This window comes from Amycolatopsis sp. lyj-90, assembly GCF_046549035.1.
GTDB lineage: Bacteria > Actinomycetota > Actinomycetes > Mycobacteriales > Pseudonocardiaceae > Amycolatopsis.
On sequence record NZ_JAJPWP010000004.1, the window covers coordinates 748,266 to 765,738 of the forward strand.

At 68.1% G+C, this 17,473-nt stretch carries 19 protein-coding genes; 12 read left to right on the forward strand and 7 right to left on the reverse strand.

The window, feature by feature from the left end; all coding sequences use genetic code 11:
• Positions 1-31: 31 nt before the first annotated feature.
• Positions 32-382, forward strand: coding sequence for a beta/gamma crystallin domain-containing protein (locus ACLJPX_RS18920; RefSeq protein WP_101607924.1), 351 nt, complete (start codon positions 32-34; stop codon positions 380-382).
• Positions 383-512: 130 nt separating this feature from the next.
• On the forward strand, positions 513-662 hold the full coding sequence (locus ACLJPX_RS18925; RefSeq protein ID WP_168214325.1) for a hypothetical protein: 150 nt from the start codon (positions 513-515) through the stop codon (positions 660-662).
• 12 nt (positions 663-674) lie between these two features.
• Here ACLJPX_RS18925 and ACLJPX_RS18930 read toward each other — a convergent pair whose 3' ends face one another.
• Entirely contained in the window at positions 675-1,268 is a 594-nt protein-coding gene (locus tag ACLJPX_RS18930; RefSeq protein WP_410601263.1) for a hypothetical protein, read from the reverse strand.
• A gap of 264 nt (positions 1,269-1,532) precedes the next feature.
• On the opposite strand from ACLJPX_RS18930, the gene ACLJPX_RS18935 reads away from it, so the two are divergent.
• Positions 1,533-1,898 carry an ArsR/SmtB family transcription factor gene (locus ACLJPX_RS18935; protein ID WP_410601264.1) on the forward strand — a complete coding sequence of 122 codons (366 nt, stop codon included), beginning with the start codon at positions 1,533-1,535 and terminating at the stop codon, positions 1,896-1,898.
• A gap of 4 nt (positions 1,899-1,902) precedes the next feature.
• Here the strand turns inward: ACLJPX_RS18935 and ACLJPX_RS18940 are convergent, their stop codons facing one another.
• Positions 1,903-2,106 carry a hypothetical protein gene (locus ACLJPX_RS18940; RefSeq protein WP_410601265.1) on the reverse strand — a complete coding sequence of 68 codons (204 nt, stop codon included), beginning with the start codon at positions 2,104-2,106 and terminating at the stop codon, positions 1,903-1,905.
• Between the two features lie 172 nt (positions 2,107-2,278).
• Positions 2,279-3,235 (reverse strand): GlxA family transcriptional regulator, encoded by a 957-nt coding sequence (locus tag ACLJPX_RS18945; RefSeq protein WP_410601266.1) that lies wholly within the window; start codon positions 3,233-3,235, stop codon positions 2,279-2,281.
• Between the two features lie 119 nt (positions 3,236-3,354).
• Between ACLJPX_RS18945 and ACLJPX_RS18950 the strand changes: the two genes are divergently transcribed.
• Both ACLJPX_RS18950 and ACLJPX_RS18955 read left to right on the forward strand, forming a co-directional pair.
• Positions 3,355-3,954 (forward strand): isochorismatase family protein, encoded by a 600-nt coding sequence (locus tag ACLJPX_RS18950; RefSeq protein ID WP_101607919.1) that lies wholly within the window; start codon positions 3,355-3,357, stop codon positions 3,952-3,954.
• A gap of 89 nt (positions 3,955-4,043) precedes the next feature.
• Positions 4,044-5,783 (forward strand): pyruvate dehydrogenase, encoded by a 1,740-nt coding sequence (locus ACLJPX_RS18955; protein WP_410601267.1) that lies wholly within the window; start codon positions 4,044-4,046, stop codon positions 5,781-5,783.
• A 9-nt stretch (positions 5,784-5,792) separates the two neighbouring features.
• On the opposite strand, the gene ACLJPX_RS18960 is transcribed toward ACLJPX_RS18955, so the two are convergent.
• Together ACLJPX_RS18960 and ACLJPX_RS18965 are read right to left on the reverse strand one after the other, a co-directional pair.
• Entirely contained in the window at positions 5,793-7,010 is a 1,218-nt protein-coding gene (locus tag ACLJPX_RS18960; protein ID WP_410601268.1) for an epoxide hydrolase family protein, read from the reverse strand.
• A 17-nt stretch (positions 7,011-7,027) separates the two neighbouring features.
• Complete coding sequence (locus tag ACLJPX_RS18965; RefSeq protein WP_410601269.1) at positions 7,028-7,480, reverse strand: nuclear transport factor 2 family protein; 453 nt, start codon at positions 7,478-7,480, stop codon at positions 7,028-7,030.
• Between the two features lie 165 nt (positions 7,481-7,645).
• On the opposite strand from ACLJPX_RS18965, the gene ACLJPX_RS18970 reads away from it, so the two are divergent.
• Positions 7,646-8,623 (forward strand): quinone oxidoreductase family protein, encoded by a 978-nt coding sequence (locus ACLJPX_RS18970; RefSeq protein WP_410601270.1) that lies wholly within the window; start codon positions 7,646-7,648, stop codon positions 8,621-8,623.
• A gap of 9 nt (positions 8,624-8,632) precedes the next feature.
• Complete coding sequence (locus ACLJPX_RS18975; protein ID WP_410601272.1) at positions 8,633-9,232, forward strand: TetR/AcrR family transcriptional regulator; 600 nt, start codon at positions 8,633-8,635, stop codon at positions 9,230-9,232.
• 111 nt (positions 9,233-9,343) lie between these two features.
• Here ACLJPX_RS18975 and ACLJPX_RS18980 read toward each other — a convergent pair whose 3' ends face one another.
• Complete coding sequence (locus tag ACLJPX_RS18980; protein ID WP_410601273.1) at positions 9,344-9,919, reverse strand: TetR/AcrR family transcriptional regulator; 576 nt, start codon at positions 9,917-9,919, stop codon at positions 9,344-9,346.
• Between the two features lie 223 nt (positions 9,920-10,142).
• Between ACLJPX_RS18980 and ACLJPX_RS18985 the strand changes: the two genes are divergently transcribed.
• From ACLJPX_RS18985 to ACLJPX_RS19005, 5 genes are all read left to right on the forward strand, one after another.
• Positions 10,143-10,595, forward strand: a complete 453-nt coding sequence (locus tag ACLJPX_RS18985; protein ID WP_410601274.1) for a (2Fe-2S)-binding protein — start codon at positions 10,143-10,145, stop codon at positions 10,593-10,595.
• Complete coding sequence (locus ACLJPX_RS18990) at positions 10,582-11,541, forward strand: FAD binding domain-containing protein (protein WP_410601275.1); 960 nt, start codon at positions 10,582-10,584, stop codon at positions 11,539-11,541. The genes ACLJPX_RS18985 and ACLJPX_RS18990 overlap by 14 nt, the downstream gene beginning before the upstream one ends.
• Entirely contained in the window at positions 11,541-13,715 is a 2,175-nt protein-coding gene (locus ACLJPX_RS18995; protein WP_410601276.1) for a xanthine dehydrogenase family protein molybdopterin-binding subunit, read from the forward strand. Before ACLJPX_RS18990 ends, ACLJPX_RS18995 begins: the two co-directional genes overlap by 1 nt.
• 71 nt (positions 13,716-13,786) lie before the next feature.
• Entirely contained in the window at positions 13,787-14,596 is an 810-nt protein-coding gene (locus ACLJPX_RS19000; protein WP_410601277.1) for an endo alpha-1,4 polygalactosaminidase, read from the forward strand.
• A gap of 163 nt (positions 14,597-14,759) precedes the next feature.
• Positions 14,760-16,388, forward strand: coding sequence for a carboxylesterase/lipase family protein (locus ACLJPX_RS19005; RefSeq protein ID WP_410601278.1), 1,629 nt, complete (start codon positions 14,760-14,762; stop codon positions 16,386-16,388).
• Positions 16,389-16,425: 37 nt separating this feature from the next.
• Here ACLJPX_RS19005 and ACLJPX_RS19010 read toward each other — a convergent pair whose 3' ends face one another.
• Positions 16,426-17,424 (reverse strand): glycosyltransferase, encoded by a 999-nt coding sequence (locus ACLJPX_RS19010; protein ID WP_410601336.1) that lies wholly within the window; start codon positions 17,422-17,424, stop codon positions 16,426-16,428.
• Between the last annotated feature and the right edge of the window lie 49 nt (positions 17,425-17,473).

Below are 17,473 nucleotides of genomic sequence, written 5' to 3' on the forward strand. Positions count from 1 at the left end.
AAGTTCTTCTGAGGAAGGAAATCCAGTCACCATGCGAAAGAGTCTCAAGAGGCTTGCGGTCGTCGGCGCGGCCGCCCTTGGCCTGGTAGTCGCGGTTCCGGCGAGCCCCGCCTTCGCCATCAGCGAGGTCGGCTGTGGCAACAGGGATGACTTCGTGAAGCTGGACATCTCGTTCGGCAACGGGATGGGCACCAACAAGTGCTTCGCCAACGGCGGCGTCACGGGCACGAACATCGGTGGCGTCTACAACATCTACTCGGGCAACAACAAGGCGACGGTCAACTACGAACGCAACGGCCGGTACGAGTCGACGACCCTCGGGTACTGGCAGGGCGTCGGCTTCCCCGGCACCGTCAGGGTGTACGAAGTGCGCATTTGGTGACGACGGGCCATGTCACGGAAGACCCTCCTCGGGAAAAATCGGCGAAAAATCCGAATACGGCCCGTCACTGACGGTGCGGCCGTTAGAGTGAGCAGTCGCTGTAGTCGTCACCCTTGAGGAGTAGTAGTCCATGATCGCCGAGAGCGCGCATCAGCAGAGCGTGACCTTCCCCCAGGAAGCGACGCCGATCTTCGATCTGGTCGCGAAGATGGTGTTGCGGAAGCAGGCCGAAGGTGAGCGTGACCTGGAGCTCGAAGCCGGTCTCGCGACCTCGGCTTAGTCTCCGCTGAGGTCAATCGGCCGTCGTGTCCGCGGCATCGAGGTGGGCGCGGAGTTCGGCGGCGGTACGGCGGGCGTGGGCGAGACCGTCGAGGATCCACTCCGGGGGTTGTCTTTCGTTGGTCGCGATCCGCTCGTAGGCGGCGACCAGCCTTTCCGCGATCTTCAGCCGGGTGTCCGCACCTGCCGATTCGTGCCCGGTCTCGTCCTGCTCTGAAGGCATCGTGACGAGGGCGAGGTGCCCGGACGGCGGGGGAGTCGTGTCTGCCGCGGCTTCGGCGGCCGGGTCCGGATCGTCGGGCTGCTGCTCCGGGATCGGGTCCGCCCGGAACCGTGCGACCGTGGGCCAGTACCGGGCCCGTGCGGACTGCGGCGTCGCTCCGTCGAGCGTGCCCGCGATCTCCGGCCAGGTCTTCCCGTCGAGCCTGGCCGCCACCACAGCCGCGTCGAGAATCTGCTGAGCCATCCCGATCAGGCTGGAGTGGTCCCGCGTGTCCTGGCCGGGGCGGGCGGCGCTCGCGGCGAGGTCCGCCAGCTCGGCGGCCTGGGCCGCGAGCACCAGATGAGCCCTGGCGGCCGGGGTGGAGCCGGAGCGATGCTTGGTCACCGACCGCTCCTCGCGCCGGTGCCGTGCCGTCGGGACGTCGACGAGAGGCTCGCGGGATCCCGCATGCCGTGACTCACAGGTGGTCTCACCTTCTCTGAATTGTGCAGACTTGCATAAGTATGCAATTTATGGATGTCATGCCCTGATCGGGTGTGGTCAGGGCGGTTCGGCGCGGGGTGTTGTTCGGCCGGCGGCGTGGTCGGGCACGATCGGTGTCATGCGGACGGCCGGATCGACCCTTCTCCGTGCGGCGGAGGGATACCGATGAGCAAACCCCTGTATCAGGTCAAGGCGGAATTCTTCAAAACGCTGGGCCATCCCGTTCGGATCCGGGTGCTCGAACTACTCAGCGAGCGGGACCACCACGTCTCCGAGCTGCTCGCCGACCTCGGCATCGAACCCGCCAACCTGTCCCAGCAGCTCGCGGTGCTGCGCCGGGCCAGACTGGTGGTGCCGCACAAGGACGGCACGACCGTGTCCTACTCCCTGACCAGTCCGTCGGTGGCGGAACTCCTCGCCGTCGCACGCGGAATCCTGACCAATGTCATCACCGGCCAAATGGAATTGCTCGACGATCTGCAGAATTCCACCGGCCTTCCCGGCGATCCGAATTCAGTCGAAACGGGATAAGGAATCACGCGGGCCGACCTTGCGGGTAATCGCCATTGTCAGCTTCGGCGTGCTGCTCATTCCGTTCGGAATTGTTCTCGCTGCTGGGGAGGAGCGCACTGTTCCCGGAGGTCGCCCTTCTCGTCTCGTCGACCACCGAGTCGAAGATGGGGGTACCGCACAGCTCCACATGGTCCTCCGTGATGGCGCAGTCGTCGTGCTCGGTCATCTTGCCCCGGAGTGGTTCTCCGATCCAGCTCCGCCGGACAATGCACTCGATAGAGCTCACCCTGGTGGGTGAGCTATTCGTTCAAGTGAAATCAAGCGCGGGACAGGTCGTTTCCGGCGACTCGGTTTGTGGAAACAATAATTCCGTTTCCGTCCGGCGCGGGAAAAGGATTTCACCCGCCGCCGGCGAACTCGACGCGGTAGCGGGTCGGTGTGGTACCCAGCGCCGCGGCGAAGTGCTCCCGGAGGCGGGCTGACGTGCCGAAACCGGACTGCGCGGCGACGGCGTCGACGCCGAGCGCGGTCGTTTCCAGCAGGTGCCGGGCTCGCCCGAGGCGTTGCGCGACAAGCCAGTTGTGGACGGTGGTCCCGGTCCTGGCACGGAAGGCGCGGGTGAAGGTGCTCCGGCTCATATGCGCCTGTGCGGCGAGCCGGTCGATACTCTGCGGTGTGTCCAGATGGGCCTGTGCCCAGCTCATCACCTGGGTGAGAGGGTCTTCGTCCGGCGCGGGCACGGGAAGCTCGATGAACTGGGCCTGACCGCCGGGACGGTGCGGCGCGGCGACGATGCGGCGCGCGACGCGGTTGGCGACGACCTGGCCTGCCGTGCGGGCGAGCAGGTGGAGGCAGGTGTCGATTCCGGCGGTCGCACCCGCGCCGGTCACGACGTCACCTTCGTCCACGTACAGCTCTTCGGGGCGCAGTTCGACCGACGGGAAGCGCCGCCGGAATGTTTCGACCCATTTCCAGTGGGTGGTCGCGGCACGCCCGTCGAGGATGCCGGCGTCCGCGAGCGCGAAGACTCCCAGGCAGAGCCCGACGACGAGCGCTCCACGTTCGTGCGCGGTGCGCAGTGCGGCGGACACGGGCGAGGGCGTCGGGGTTTCCGGGGCGGACCACCACGGCACGACGACGATGTCGGCTTCGGCGAGCGCATCGAGACCGGCGGGGACTTCGATCGCGTAGCCGGCGTTCGTCGTGAGGCTGCCCGGCCGTACTGCGACGACCGTGAGCGGCCACGGCTCCATGTCGCCCGCCGGGGATTCCGGCCCCCAGACCAGTGACGGCACGGCGAGATGGAACGGGCTGATCCCCTCGAACGCGAGGACGGCCACCTTCGGAGCGCTCATCGATCCCTTCCTCGCGAACGTCGGCCGATCCCGACCAGAGCTGACCCGAATCCGTATCTCGATACCCGATCGGGTCAGCGATCATGGTAGCCGTACCCACAGAAAGCGAAGGAAGCACGATGACCAGCACCACTCTCCGCGAAATCAGCACCCTGCCGACGACCCCCGCGGCGCTTTCGGACGCGACGGTGATCCTCGTCGACTACCAGAACACCTACACGCGCGGCGTGATGGAGCTCGACGGCTGGGAGGCCGCGCTCGACGAGGCCGCCACTTTGCTGGCCCGCGCACGGGCCGAGGGCGCGACGGTCGTTCACGTCATGCACGACGGCGGCGAAGGCAGCCCGTACGACCTCAACCAGGAGATCGGCCGGATCCACGAACGCGTCGCCCCCGCACCGGGCGAGGAGGTCGTGGTGAAGACCGCGCCGAACTCGTTCGTCGGTACCCTGCTGGGTGAGCTGGTCGACGCCGCCGGGCATCAGGACGTCGTCGTGGCCGGATTCATGACCCACATGTGCGTGACGTTCACGGCGGAGGGCGCGTTCCTGCGCGGCAACACCCCGACCGTGGTCGCCGCCGCCTGCGCGACGCGCGCACTCCCGTCCGTCGCCGGACCGGTGACCGCCGCGGAGCAGCATCGTGCCGCTCTCGCCACGATCGGTGATCTCTACGCCGTCGTCGTTCCGACTTCTGCGGAGCTCAGCGGAAGTAAGTGATTCCTGTCGCTCGGGCCAGAACCTGCGAAACGGGTCCGTCGCGTGGATCATGAACGTAGTCCCACCGCCGGAGTATCGAAGGGGTCGTGATGGCCAAGCCCAACGTCGCCGAGCAGTTCGTCCAAGTCCTGGTCCAGGCCGGGGTGGAACGGATCTACGGCGTGGTCGGGGACAGCCTGAACCCTGTCGTCGACGCCATCCGCCGCACGCCGGGCATCGAGTGGGTCCACGTGCGCAACGAGGAGGCGGGCGCGTTCGCCGCGGCCGCCGAGGCCCAGCTGACCGGACGGCTCGCGGTGTGCGCCGGCAGCTGTGGCCCCGGCAACACCCATCTGGTGCAGGGGCTCTACGACGCGCACCGCACCGGCGCGCCGGTGCTCGCGCTCGCTTCGCACATCCCGTCCGGTCAGATCGGCACCGGGTTCTTCCAGGAGACCCACCCCGAACGGCTGTTCGTCGATTGCAGCGGCTACTGCGAGCAGATCAGCCAGCCCGGTCAGATGCCCAGGTTGCTGCGCATCGCGATGCAGCACGCACTGGCCCGCGGCGAGGTGTCGGTGCTGGTGCTGCCCGGCGACGTCGCGCAGCTCGAGGCCGCTTCGCCCACCGGGACCGGCGCGCCGGTCACCGAGCGCGGGACCGTCATGCCGCCCGAGTCCCAGGTGACGCGGCTGGCCGAGCTGATCAACGAGGCCGGAACCGTCACCGTGTTCGCGGGTGCCGGGGTGCGCGGCGCGCACGCGGAGGTGATGGAGTTCGCGGAGACGGTCCAGGCCCCGGTCGGCCACAGTCTGCGCGGCAAGGAATGGATCCAGTACGACAATCCGTACGACGTCGGAATGAGCGGTCTGCTCGGCTACGGCGCCTGCTACCGGGCCATGCAGGACGCGGATCTGCTGCTCCTGCTGGGCACCGATTTTCCTTACGACTCCTTCCTTCCCCAGGCCCGGACGGTGCAGGTCGACCACGACGCGACCCGGCTGGGCAGGCGTACCCCGCTGGAGCTGGCCGTGCACGGCGACGTGCGGGAGACCCTGCGCGCGGTACTGCCGCTCCTGCGGCGCAAAACCGACCGGGCGTTCCTGGACCGCATGCTGCGCGACCACTGCAAATCACTGGAAAACGTCGTCGACGCCTACACCCGCAACGTGGAACGGCACGTGCCCATCCACCCGGAGTTCGCCGCCGACCTCCTGGACGAGCTGGCCGCGGACGACGCGATCTTCACCGTCGACACCGGCATGTGCAATGTGTGGGCCGCCCGGTATCTCACTCCCAACGGCCGCCGCCGGGTCATCGGGTCGTTCCTGCACGGCACCATGGCCAACGCGCTGCCGCACGCCATCGGGGCACAGTTCGCCTACCCGGGACGGCAGGTCGTGTCGATGTCCGGCGACGGGGGACTGGGCATGTTGCTCGGCGAACTGCTCACCGTCGCCTTGCACGACCTGCCGGTCAAGATCATCACGTTCAACAACTCTTCGCTGGGCATGGTCAAACTGGAGATGCTGGTCGACGGCCTGCCCGACTATCAGACCGATCACCGCCAGGTCGACTTCGCCGCCATCGCCCGCGGTGCCGGTATCCGCTCCGAGCGGGTGACGGATCCGACCCGGCTGCGTGCCGCCCTCAAGGAGGCGCTGAGCCACGACGGTCCCGCGCTGGTCGACGTCGTGACCGACGCGAACGCCCTGTCCGTCCCGCCGCACATCACCGCCGGTCAGCTCGGCGGATTCGCTTTGGCCGCGAGCAAAGTCGTCCTCGAGGGCGGCGTCGGCCGGATGATCGACCTCGCCCGAGCCAACCTCCGCAACATCCCCCGTCCCTGATCGCCGTCCTCAGCGCAGCGGCCGGAACGTGGCGCGGAGGTCGCCGATCCACGCTTCCGGGTTCTCCCACGGTCCGAAGTGTCCACCTTTCTCGTGGACGTTCACCGCGCGAACGTCGGCATAGAAGTGGCCTGCCCCCTTCTTGAACGCGGCGACGCGCTGATCACGGTCGTGGGCTCCGGGCGGAGCGGCGTCACCGAGGTGGAAGGTGAACCCGGTCGGTGCCTCGACCGCCGGGGTCCGGTCGTGAGACGGCTGCCAAGGGTGGCGGTTGACGTTTTTGTAAGCACGGATCGACGAACCGATGGCCTGGTTGACCCAATAGATCGTCGCGTTGGTGAGGATGTGGTCCATCGGGTAGGAGTCCTCGAACACCCCGTTCTGGTCGCTCCACTTCTTCCAGCGCTTCAGGATCCAGGCGAGCATCCCGACCGGGGAGTCGTTCAGGCCGTGCGTGATCGTCTGCGCGTCGAGCATGTGCGTCGCGACGTGGGACACATAGGTGTCGACGAAGTTGACCATGTCGGCCCGCGGCCCCGGGGGCAGCTGGTCGATCGGCGCGCCACCGGTGAGGTCCCAGTGCCGGTCGCCTTGGAAGATCGACAGCAGCATCTCGTTGCCGAGGTGCAGACCATGGAGCGAGCCGGCGTACTTGTGGCCGAGCTGCGCCCCGACCAGCGCGCCGTAGTCGGCCGCGCCGACCCCGAATCGCCGGTGGCCGAGCACGTCGGTCATGAGCGTGTGGAACCGGTCGGCCATGCTGACGAAGTTCTCCTTGCCGTTGGTCAGCGGGGTGGAGAACGCGAATCCGGGCAGCGACGGGACGATGACGTCGAAGGCGTCGGCCGGATCGCCGCCGTGGGCCGCCGGGTCGGCGAGCGGGCGGATGACCTTGCTCCAGTCCCAGAAGGTCCACGGCCAGCCGTGCATGAGCAGCAGCGGAATCGGCGCGGGCCCCTTGCCCGGCTCGCGGATGAAGTGCACCGGCGTGCCGCCGACGTCGACGCGATGGTGGGTATAGCCGTTCAGCCGGGCTTCGGCGGCCCGCCAGTCGAAACCGTCGGCCCAGTACTCCACGATCGGCTTGAGGTAGGCGGTACTCAGCCCGAAGGCCTCGTCTTCGTTGTCGAGATCGGGCGCGAACCGGGTCGCCTTGAGCCGCGACCGGAGGTCGTCGAGGACGTCCTGCTCCACGTGGATGACGAACGGTTCGAGGGAGTCGGTCATGGTCTTTTCTCCTGAGGTCAGTAGGTCCAGTCCAGGCGGAGCCTGGTGATGCGGAGCTCGGCGACGAGCCAGCTCCCCGCAGACCGGGTGAAGCGCACCCGGTAGTGGCCGTAGCCGTGCATTCCGGTGGGTTCGCCGTCGGAACGCGCGCTCGGCGAGGTGGTGATGACGTCCTCCATGGCCCAGACGCCGGTGGCCGAATCTTCCGACTCGACGTCGACCTCGCTGGAGAAGAGGTGATGCACCAGCACGGAATCCGGGTGGTTGCGCGCTTTGAGACCGGCGGCGATTTCGTCGCGGCCCGTCATCCGCGCCTGAGGTGATCCGTCCACTGTGGAGGCGGCAAAGGGGGCGTCGGGCGTGAACAGCGCCGCGAGTTCGTCCCATCGATGGTGGTCGGCGTTGTAGACGTAGCGGGCCATCACGCGCCGTATGTCCTCCACCGCCACCAATCGGGCGAGGTCGTCCATCGATTCCCTTTCAGTCGGCCGAATTTGCCTGGCTCAGCCGAGAATGCAGAAGAGAAAATGTACCGGCAAGTACACTCCTTGCCGGGGAAGTTTGTACTTGCCAGTACATTTTTCCGGACTTACGTTGGCGCCGAGACCCGAGTTCCGACCCGAAAGAAGTCCCTGATGCACGCGATCCACATCCGTGAGTACGGCGGCCCGGAAGTCATGACCTGGACCGAGTTCCCGGATCCGGTGCCTGCCGCCGGTGAGGTGGGCGTGCGACTGGGGGTGGCCGGGGTGAACTTCATGGACACCGGTGCCCGCAAGATGCCGCTGCCCACCTGGTCGGTGCCCACGGTGCTGGGTGTCGAGGGAATGGGCGTCGTCACAGAGCTGGGGGCGGGTGTCGAAGACCTCGCCGTCGGCGACCGGGTCGCCTGGCGCTATCACAAGGGCAGCTACGCCGAGCGGCTCGCCATCCCGGCCGAGGCCCTGGTGCGCGTGCCGGACGACATCGACGACGAGACCGCCGCCGCCGTGCTGATGCAGGGGTTGACCGCGAACCACTTCACGACGGAGACGTACGCGATCAAACCCGGGGACGTCGCCGTGGTGCACTCCGCGGCGGGCGGTGTGGGCTTGATGCTGACCCAGCTGATCAAGGCGCGGGGTGGCACCGTCATCGGCCTGGTGTCACGCGAGGAGAAGGTTTCGGTGGCGAAGAACGCCGGCGCGGACCGGGTTCTCGTGTCCGCCGGTGGCGGCTTCGAGGACCGGATCCTCGAGCTCACCGGCGGCGAAGGGGCGCAGGTGGTTTACGACGGCGGCGGTGCGGCGACGTTCCGCTCGTCGCAACTGGCGCTACGCCGCCACGGGGTGCACGCCTACTTCGGTGTGGTGAACGGCAATCCCACTTTCCGTCCCGCCGAGCTGCCGAACAGCATCCTCCTGTCCTATCCGTCGGTCGTCGATCACGTACCCACCCGCGAGGCGCTGGTGCGACGGGCGGGCGAGCTCTTCGGGTTCATCCGGAGCGGACAGGTGACGCCGAGGATCGGCGGCCGCTACGCCCTCGCCGATGCCGCCCAGGCCCACCGCGACCTCGAGTCCCGCCGCACCTCGGGAAAGCTGCTGCTCGCGTCCGCGACAATGGATCGATAGGAGGTCCTGGTGCTCACGAAGAAAGGTGCCGCGACGCGGCAGCGGATCATCGAGGCCGCGGCGGACGAGATCCGCGAGAGCGGCGTGGGGGCGGCGACCCTCGACGACATCTGCCGTCGCAGCGGCACGGGCAAGAGCCAGCTCTTCCACTACTTCCCGGAGGGCAAGGAACAACTGCTGATGGCCGTGGCCGAGTGGGAGGCCGGTCAGGTGATCGAGGACCAGCAGCCCTACCTGGGGCAGTTGACCTCGTGGGAGGCGTGGCGCCAGTGGCGTGACGTGGTGGTCGAGCGCTACCGGCGGCAAGGGGTGCACTGCCCGCTCGGCGTGCTGATCACCGAAATCGGCAGGCATACACCCGCCGCGCAGGCGGTCACCCGGCAGTTGCTCGAACAGTGGCAGCGCCAGGTCGAGGTGGGTATCGAGAACATGCGGGAGAGCGGCTCGATCAGCCGTGACATCGACCCGGTCCGCGCGTCGGCCGCGTTGATCGCCGCGATCCAGGGCGGGGTGACGATCCTGATGTCCACCGGAACCGCGGACCATCTCGAAGCGGCGCTCGATCTGTACCTGGACTATCTGCGTATCGGTGCACCCGTTTACAGCTGAGCAGGGAGCCGCGTCCTTGCCGGTTGTGGTCTGTGCAGCCGGATCCGTGAAGGACTCCTTGAGGGACCCAGGGTCCCTCAAAGTTCCCCTCACCTCAGTCCTCGCCTCAGCTCACTCCCGGCCGGTACCCATCCCTCGCCACAGCAGGTCGACGAGACTCGCGACGTCGCGCCGCCACTCGCCGTTCGGGTCGAGGTACAGCAGGCCGCCCAGGCTCCGGAGCACCGTCTCGGGCTTCAGGTCCGGCCGGACGGTACCGGCGGCGACGTTGGCCTCCAGCAGTGTGGCAACCGCGCCGACCATGGACTCGTAGGCGCCCGCCGGCAGTTCCCCTCGGGAGGCCGTCGCGGAGCGCAGGGCATCGGCCAGGCCGCGCTTGGTCATCATGTAGTGGGCCAGGTGGTCGGTCGTCCACACGCGGAAGGCATCCTTCGGCGCGTACTGTTCGAGCAGGCTCGGCACGACGTCGACGAGCTGGCGCACCTCGCGCTGATAGACCGCCAAAATGAGGGCCTCGGGGGTCGGGAAGTGCCGGTACACGGTGCCGACGCCGACTTCCGCCTCTCTCGCGATGGCGTTGAACGAGACCTCGCCCGACCCGGCCAGTGACTTCGCCGCGGTGACGAGGATGCGTTCGTGGTTGCGCCGGGTGTCCGCGCGCCGGGGGTTGACCGATCCCGTCGTCATCGTCCCTCCCGTCCGCCGATCCCGTTCATCGTGAATGTAGCCGAGGAACCCGGGGGACCTGGAGTGACTCCAGGGGCGAGTACCGACATTGCGAAGCGGATTGTAATCCGCTAGCTTGAAAAGTGAAGCGGATGAATATCCGGTTCACCTCTCGGACGGACTCCCACCACCTCAACCTACGCCGTCGGGCTCTCGGTCCCGACGATCTGCGGAAAGAGATCCAGTGGACATCTCACTCGAAGTCAATGGCAGGACGGAACACCTGAGCGTCGATCCCGGGGTGACACTGCTGGACGCGCTGCGCGAGCGGCTCGCCGTCACGGGGCCGAAGAAGGGCTGCGACCGCGGGCAGTGCGGCGCGTGCACGGTGCACGTCGGCGGACGGCCGGTGCTCTCCTGTCTCACCTTGGCCGCCACCGTGAAACAGCCGGTGGCCACGGTCGAATCACTGTCCACAGTGGATGGACTGCATCCGGTGCAGCAGGCCTTCGTCGACCAGGACGCCCTGCAGTGCGGGTTCTGCACGTCCGGGCAGATCATGTCGGCGGTCGCCGCCGTCGAGCAGGACGTCCAGGACGTCCGCGAGTTCATGTCCGGCAACCTCTGCCGGTGCGCGGCGTACCCGAACATCATCGCGGCGGTCGAGCAGGCGAGGCGGGCCGATGCGTCCCTTTGAGCTGATCGCCCCCGAGACCGTCGAAGCCGCGGTCGCCTCACCCGGCACCTTCCTGGCGGGCGGGACCACGCTCGTCGACCTGATGAAACTCAATGTCCTGACACCGCGGCACGTCCTGGACATCAACGCGGTCCCGCTCCGCGGCATCGACACCGCCGACGGGCTGCGGATCGGCGCGCTGGAGCGGATGAGCGACATCGCCGGGCAGCCCGGCGTGTACCCGGCGATCTCCCGCGCCCTGCTGCTCAGCGCCTCCCAGCAGATCCGGAACATGGCCAGCATCGGCGGAAACCTGATGCAGCGCACCCGCTGCTCGTACTTCCGGGACGTCGCCATGCCGTGCAACCGGCGGGATCCCGGCAGTGGCTGCCCGGCGATCTCGGGTGCCAACCGGATGCACGCGGTGCTGGGCACCAGCGACTCGTGCGTGGCGACCCACGCCAGCGACGTGGCCGTCGCGCTGATCGCCCTCGACGCACGGCTCCGGCTGGTGAGCGCCACCGGTAGCCGCACCGTCGAGCTGAGCTCCTTCTACCGGCAACCCGGGGACACCCCCGAGGTGGAGAACGACCTGCGCCCCGGAGAACTGATCGCCGAGGTCGTGGTCCCCAGGCTGGACTGGGCCTCGAACTCCACGTACGTCAAGGTGCGCGACAGGCAGTCCTACGAGTTCGCGCTGTGCTCCGCCGCGGTCGCGCTGCACATCGAGGACTCGCGCGTCGTCGATGCCAGGGTCGCGGTGGGTGGTGTGGCCACGGTGCCGTGGCGGCTGCCCGAGGTCGAGGCGGCCTTGCGTGGCGCACCGGCGACGGCGAGCGCATTCGAAGACGCCGCGGCGCTGGCCGTCGAGAACGCGCGCCCGCTGGCCGCGAACGGATTCAAAACGTCGTTGCTGCCGCGGACCATCGTCCGCGCGCTGCTCGAACTGACCGAGGGGAGCCGCTGATGACCAGCCGGGTGGACGGGCCGCTGAAGGTCACCGGCCAGGCCGAATACGGGGCGGACCACATCTTCCCCGGAATGGCCTACGGGTATGTCGTGACCAGCTCTATCGCCCATGGCGAGATCGAGTCGATGGACGTCGCGGAGGCACTGGGGGCTCCCGGCGTGGTCGGGGTGTACACGCCGTTCGACCCGCTCGAGCTGCGGACCCCGGTCACGATGGTCATGGGTGAGACCTGGGTTCCTTTGCAGGACAAGGAAGTCGCCTACTACGGCCAGCCGATCGGCTTCGTGGTGGCCGAGACCTACGAACAGGCGCGCGACGCCGCGATGCTCGTCGAGGTCTCGTACCTGGCCCGTCCCGCGTTGACGTCGCTACAGGACGGCCTCGCCACGGCCGAAGACGCACCGGCGGCGAGGGACGGTTCACCACCGTCGCTCGCGGTCCTCGCACCCGGCGTCGAGTCCATCGAGGACGCGCTGGCCGAGAGCCCGGTGGTCGTCGAAGCCACGTACACCACCGCGACCCAGAACCACGCCGCGATGGAACCGCATTCCGCGGTCGCCGCGTGGGGTCCCGACGGCCTGACGATCCACAGTGGGAACCAGGGATCCGATCTCCAGGCCGCGGAACTCGCGGGTGCGCTGGACACGAAACCGTCCGAAGTGCACGCGGTGAACCCGTTCGTGGGCGGGGCGTTCGGCGGCAAGGGCCGCACGTCCACGCCGGCGTTCCTGGCGGCCGCCGCCGCGCGGGTCCTCGGCAGGCCGGTCAAGGCCGCGCTCAGCCGGGAACAGGTCTTCACCGCGACCGCGGGCCGCGCCGCGACCGTGCAGAAGATCGCCCTCGGGGCCGAGCACGACGGCACCCTCAACGCGCTGCGCCACGACTCCTGGTGCAGCACACCGATGGACCGGTCGTTCGTCGAGCCGACGTCGCACGGCACCTCACGCGAGTGGTACGCCACCCGGAACCTGGCCATCAGCCAGAAGATGGTGCCGCTGAACGTTCCGCCGACCACCTTCATGCGGGCGCCCGGCGAGGCGCCCGGGTCTTTCGCGCTGGAGAGCGCGATCGACGAGCTCGCGGTCGCGCTGAAGATGGATCCGATCGAGCTGCGCCAGCGGAACAACTCGACCGCGCCGCCCGGCAAGGATCTCCAATGGTCGAGCAAGCACCTCGACGAATGCTTCCGGGTCGGCGCCGCCCGGTTCGGCTGGTCGGAGCGCTCGCCCCAGGGACGGGCGGACGGAGATTGGCTCGTGGGCGTCGGCACGGCGACAGCCATGTTCCCCGCCCTGCGCTTCCCGGCGACGGTCGGGATCACCCTGCGACCCGACGACACGGCCGTCGTCGCGACCAGCGGGGCGGATCCGGGAACCGGCTTGCTGACCGTGCTCTCCCTGGTCGGCGGGGAATCACTGGACATCTCGCCGGATCGGGTGGTGCCGCGGCTCGGTGACTCCGCGCTGCCGCCCGGCGGCATGTCCGGTGGCTCGACGGCCACCGCGAGCGCGGGAACGGCCATCATGATCGCCGCCGCCAAGGCGATCGACGACCTGCTGGCGGTGGCGTCGGCCCCGGGAGCGCCGTTCGACGGCATGGACGTCTCCTACGCGGATGGCCGGGTGCTGGCCGGAGACCGGTCGATGACCTTCGGAGAGCTCCTGCGGGCCTTGAACCGCCCATCGATCTCCGTGACCGGATCGTCGGCACCCGGCGAGGAGCTGACGAAGCATTCGTTCAGCTCGTTCGGCGCCCAGTTCTGCGAAGTCCGCGTGCACAAATGGACCCGCGAAATCCGGGTGTCCCGCATGCTCGGCGTATTCGACGCCGGCCGGATCATCAACCCGACGGCGGCTCGGAGCCAGATCATGGGAGGCATGATCTGGGGCGTGTCGGCCGCACTGCACGAGGGGCTGGAGATCGAGGCCAACGGGCGATTCGCCAACGGTGACTTCGCGAGCTACCTGATCCCGGTGAACGCGGACATCCCCGAGGTCGACGTCCATTTCGTCGAGTACCCGGACACCCTGCACAACTCGGTCGGCGCGAAGGGAATCGGCGAGATCGGCACCGTCGGGATGGCGGCGGCCGTGGCGAACGCCGTCCACAACGCCACCGGCATCCGGGTCCGGCACATCCCCATCCAGATCGAGGACCTTCTCGAGGAGTAGGGGACACCGGCAGCTCGAGCCGTCGGCTAGATTCCACCATCAGGACCAGCGGGTGGAGAGTAGGTGGCGGCTTGAGCGCCCTCGGCAAGGGGAAACCCGGTATCGGTGGCGTCCTGCTCGCCGCGGCCGCCTTGTGCACCGTCGCTGTCGGCGGCTGCGCGGCCTCGGCGAGCGGCTTCCTGCCGCCACCGGTGAAGGCCGGTTTCGACTACCAGATCGGCGGCGCGTACTCGCCGCCGTCCGGGGTCGGGATCGTCAGCCGCGACCACACGGTCAACCCCGCCGAGGGCCTGTACAACATCTGTTACGTCAACGCCTTCCAGGCCCAGCCCGGCGCGGAGGGGGAGTGGGGCGACCTCCTGCTGCGCGACGCGAACGGCGACGTCGTCATGGACGAAGACTGGGGCGAAGCCCTGCTCGACCTCCGGACCGCGGACAAACGCGGGCGGGTGGCGGCCAAGGCGAACGCGTGGACCGACGAGTGCGCGGCCAAGGGCTACCGGGCGATCGAGCCGGACAACTACGACAGTTTCACCCGCTCCGAAGGTCTTCTGTCCGATGAGGACGCTCAGGCCTACATTCGCTTGCTTTCCGCGTATGCCCACGAAAAGGGCCTCGCCATCGGGCAGAAGAACACCTCTGAACTGGCCCGGAACCGGCAGGCCAACGGGCTCGACTTCGCCGTCGCCGAGGAGTGCGGAGAGCAGGACAACTGTGACGAGTACGTGTCTTCGTTCGGCGACAACGTGATCGTCATCGAGTACACGGAGACCGGCCTCGTGAACGCGTGTGCTCGTTGGGGCGGTTCGCTCAGCATCGTCCGTCGTGACCGCGATGTCGTCCCCGAGGGCGCGTCCGGCTACGTCCGCAAGACCTGCTGACCCCTTCCTGCCCCGGCTCAAAGACCATTTTCCCGGGCAGTTTCACCATTCCTGCGCGACCGAACGGAGGTTGTGCCTTCCGGAGCCGTGGCCAGACTGGAGATCGGCGGGCAGCGTCTTCGTGCCCGGGCAGACGATCCCTTGTTCGGTGCGTGGAGGGCTGATGAGACTCGACCGGAAGGTGGCCACCGCCGTGGCGGCCGTCGTCGTGCTGGTGATGTCGCTGGCCGGCTCGGCTTCCCTGGCCAGCGATCTGACCAGGGCGGAGTTGCCCGCGCCTGCCTGCTCGCCGGGCACCACGGTGGTGACCGACGACGGCCCGGTGTGCGGTGTCGCCGGTCCCGAAGTCCGGTCATGGCAAGGGATCCGCTACGGCGCACCGCCGGTCGGCAACCTGCGCTGGAAGCCGCCGCGGCGGCCCGCCCCGTGGACCGAACCGTTCGCCGCGACCGCGGAAGGCAACCAGTGTGCGCAGCCTTCCGGTGCCGGTCCGGGCTCGGACAACGAGGACTGCCTCAACCTGACCGTACGGGTACCCGCCAAGGCGGGACCCGGGCCGTTCGCGGTGATGGTGCAGATCCACGGCGGCGGTTTCCTGCTGTGGAAGCCGCAGGACGCGAGCCGTCTGGTGACTGCGGGCAACGTCATCAGCGTGGAGGTCAACTACCGGCTGGGGATCTTCGGTTTCCTGGCGCACGAAGCGTTCGGTGCCCATGCCGGGAACTACGGGCTCCAGGACCAGCAGGCCGCGTTGCGCTGGGTGCAGCGCAACATCGCGCGGTTCGGCGGCGACCCGCACAACGTCACGATCTACGGCGCTTCCGCGGGCGGCTCGAGCGTCTGCGCCCACACCACGTCGCCCGCTTCGGCAGGGCTGTTCCACCGCGGTATCAGCGAAAGCGGGGAGTACAACTCGCTGCTCGGCGTGGACACCGTGTGGCAGGCGCAGGACTGCAAGGCGAAACTGCCCACCGAGAAACAGGCCCACCGCGCCGGGGCGCGCTTCGCCACCGCCGTGGGCTGCGGCGTCGCGGCCGAAGCCGCAGCCTGTCTACGCGGGGCACCCGCGGCCACGCTGCTCAAACAGGCGGGTCACGGGAGGGAACCCGACAGCGGAACGATCGCGCCGATCGTGAACGGAACGACTTTGCCGATGTCGCCAGGCGAGGCCTTCGCCACCGGGCGCGTCAACGACGTGTCGCTGATGCACGGCGTGGCCCGCGACGAGACCCAGCTGCCTTCCGCCTCGACCCCGGCCGATTACGACCGGTTGGTGAACCAGCAGTACGGCAAGCACGCGGCCGCGGTCCGCCGGACGTATCCGCTGGCACGTTTCCCCGCACCGGCCCCGTTCCTGGCCTTCCGGACGATCGTGGCCGACTCCAACTCGGTGTGCCCCTCCGCGCTCAACAACGAACGGCTGGCGCGGCACATCCCGGTCTACGCCTATCAGATGGACGCCACGGACGTGCCACCACAGTTCTTCGTCGACCCCACGAAACCGAACGGCGCCTACCACATCGCCGAATGGCTGTTGCTGATTCCGGACGGCGTCAAGCTCAATCCCAATCAGCAAGTGCTGTCCGACCAACTCGTCGCGCAGTGGACGGGATTCGCCCGTACCGGTGACCCGACGGTGGACGGCACGCCGCGCTGGGACCCCTACACCGAGGACAATCCCGTCGTCATGTCGCTCAACGCCGCCGGAGACAGCCAACTCACCACCGAGATCCCTCGTCAGCACAAATGCGAACTCTGGAATCCGCTGACGCCTTTCACCGGACGCAGATAGTCGTCGTCGGATTTCGAGCAGGTGGGAATACGCCGGTTTACGGCTTGAACAACGCCGATTTCGGAAGTTCTCGGGCCACTTCGTCGGGAGAGGGCATTCGGGCGATCTCTTCGGCGATCATGCGTGCGGCGTCGCGATGACTGCTTTTTCCTTGGTGCGGCAGCAGTTTCCGAGTGCTTTCGGTGATGGCGTCCGCACTCAGTTCGCCGGGCAGGAGGCTCAGTCCGGCGCCCGCGGCGCTGAGTGCATCGGCGTTGGCGAACTGGTCGGCGCCTTGGGGGAGGATCAGCTGCGGGAGGCCGACGGCAAGCGCGCCCAGGGTCGTACCGCTGCCGCCGTGATGCACGACGGCGTCGACGTGCGGCAACAACTCCGCTTGCGATACCCAAGCCCGCACTGTGACGTTGTCCGGTATGGCGCCGAGTTCCTCGGGGCGAACCCGGCCGGAGGCGACCACCACCCGCGCGCCGAGCGCTGCCAGCCCTCGGATGGCAGTTGTGAGTACCTCCGGCGTGCCGAAGGCGGTGCCGAGCGTCAGATAGATCAGTGGTCGCGAAATGCTGTCGCTGCGCCACGGGGGAGATGCCGGTTCGGAATAGGGAACGGGGCGCAGCTCGATGCGCTCGGCCGTCGTGAGGAAGTCCTTGTCCTGCAAAGACGGTGGGCAGATGTCGAGGTGCGGCCCGCCGGTGGGCACCTGGAGTCCGATCCCGTCGGGGAACATGCGGCCGAATCCGTGCCAGAGGCTGGGAACTCCGGCGCGTCGCGCGGCGACGGCCGCCCCCGGCAATCCCCATTCGTGCACGACGAGGTCGGGTCGAAGCCGTGCCAGTTCCGGTTCGAGGTCCTCGGCGTAGATCTCGTAGAACGAATCGGCAGGGCGAAAGGGCTGGAGCCCGTTTCTGCGCAATGGCGGGTGAACGCTCTCTCCGGTGGCGAAATGCACCTCGTGCCCGGCCTCCCTGGCGGCGACCGCGAGCGGGATCAGCGGGTAGCTGTGGCCGACCGACGCGAGGGCGGCGAAGAGTACGCGCATGCGGATCAGTTCCACTCGAGGTCGAAGGGATGTTCAGATCAGATGTTCA

What these genes read in the sequence shown, in the direction of transcription:
- ACLJPX_RS18920 (WP_101607924.1), top strand. Translation starts at nt 32, where the DNA reads ATGCGAAAGAGTCTCAAGAGGCTTGCGGTCGTCGGCGCGGCCGCCCTT.
- ACLJPX_RS18925 (WP_168214325.1), top strand. Translation starts at nt 513, where the DNA reads ATGATCGCCGAGAGCGCGCATCAGCAGAGCGTGACCTTCCCCCAGGAA.
- ACLJPX_RS18935 (WP_410601264.1), top strand. Translation starts at nt 1,533, where the DNA reads ATGAGCAAACCCCTGTATCAGGTCAAGGCGGAATTCTTCAAAACGCTG.
- ACLJPX_RS18940 (WP_410601265.1), bottom strand. Translation starts at nt 2,106, where the DNA reads ATGACCGAGCACGACGACTGCGCCATCACGGAGGACCATGTGGAGCTG.
- ACLJPX_RS18945 (WP_410601266.1), bottom strand. Translation starts at nt 3,235, where the DNA reads ATGAGCGCTCCGAAGGTGGCCGTCCTCGCGTTCGAGGGGATCAGCCCG.
- ACLJPX_RS18950 (WP_101607919.1), top strand. Translation starts at nt 3,355, where the DNA reads ATGACCAGCACCACTCTCCGCGAAATCAGCACCCTGCCGACGACCCCC.
- ACLJPX_RS18955 (WP_410601267.1), top strand. Translation starts at nt 4,044, where the DNA reads ATGGCCAAGCCCAACGTCGCCGAGCAGTTCGTCCAAGTCCTGGTCCAG.
- ACLJPX_RS18960 (WP_410601268.1), bottom strand. Translation starts at nt 7,010, where the DNA reads ATGACCGACTCCCTCGAACCGTTCGTCATCCACGTGGAGCAGGACGTC.
- ACLJPX_RS18965 (WP_410601269.1), bottom strand. Translation starts at nt 7,480, where the DNA reads ATGGACGACCTCGCCCGATTGGTGGCGGTGGAGGACATACGGCGCGTG.
- ACLJPX_RS18970 (WP_410601270.1), top strand. Translation starts at nt 7,646, where the DNA reads ATGCACGCGATCCACATCCGTGAGTACGGCGGCCCGGAAGTCATGACC.
- ACLJPX_RS18980 (WP_410601273.1), bottom strand. Translation starts at nt 9,919, where the DNA reads ATGACGACGGGATCGGTCAACCCCCGGCGCGCGGACACCCGGCGCAAC.
- ACLJPX_RS18990 (WP_410601275.1), top strand. Translation starts at nt 10,582, where the DNA reads ATGCGTCCCTTTGAGCTGATCGCCCCCGAGACCGTCGAAGCCGCGGTC.
- ACLJPX_RS18995 (WP_410601276.1), top strand. Translation starts at nt 11,541, where the DNA reads ATGACCAGCCGGGTGGACGGGCCGCTGAAGGTCACCGGCCAGGCCGAA.
- ACLJPX_RS19005 (WP_410601278.1), top strand. Translation starts at nt 14,760, where the DNA reads ATGAGACTCGACCGGAAGGTGGCCACCGCCGTGGCGGCCGTCGTCGTG.
- ACLJPX_RS19010 (WP_410601336.1), bottom strand. Translation starts at nt 17,424, where the DNA reads ATGCGCGTACTCTTCGCCGCCCTCGCGTCGGTCGGCCACAGCTACCCG.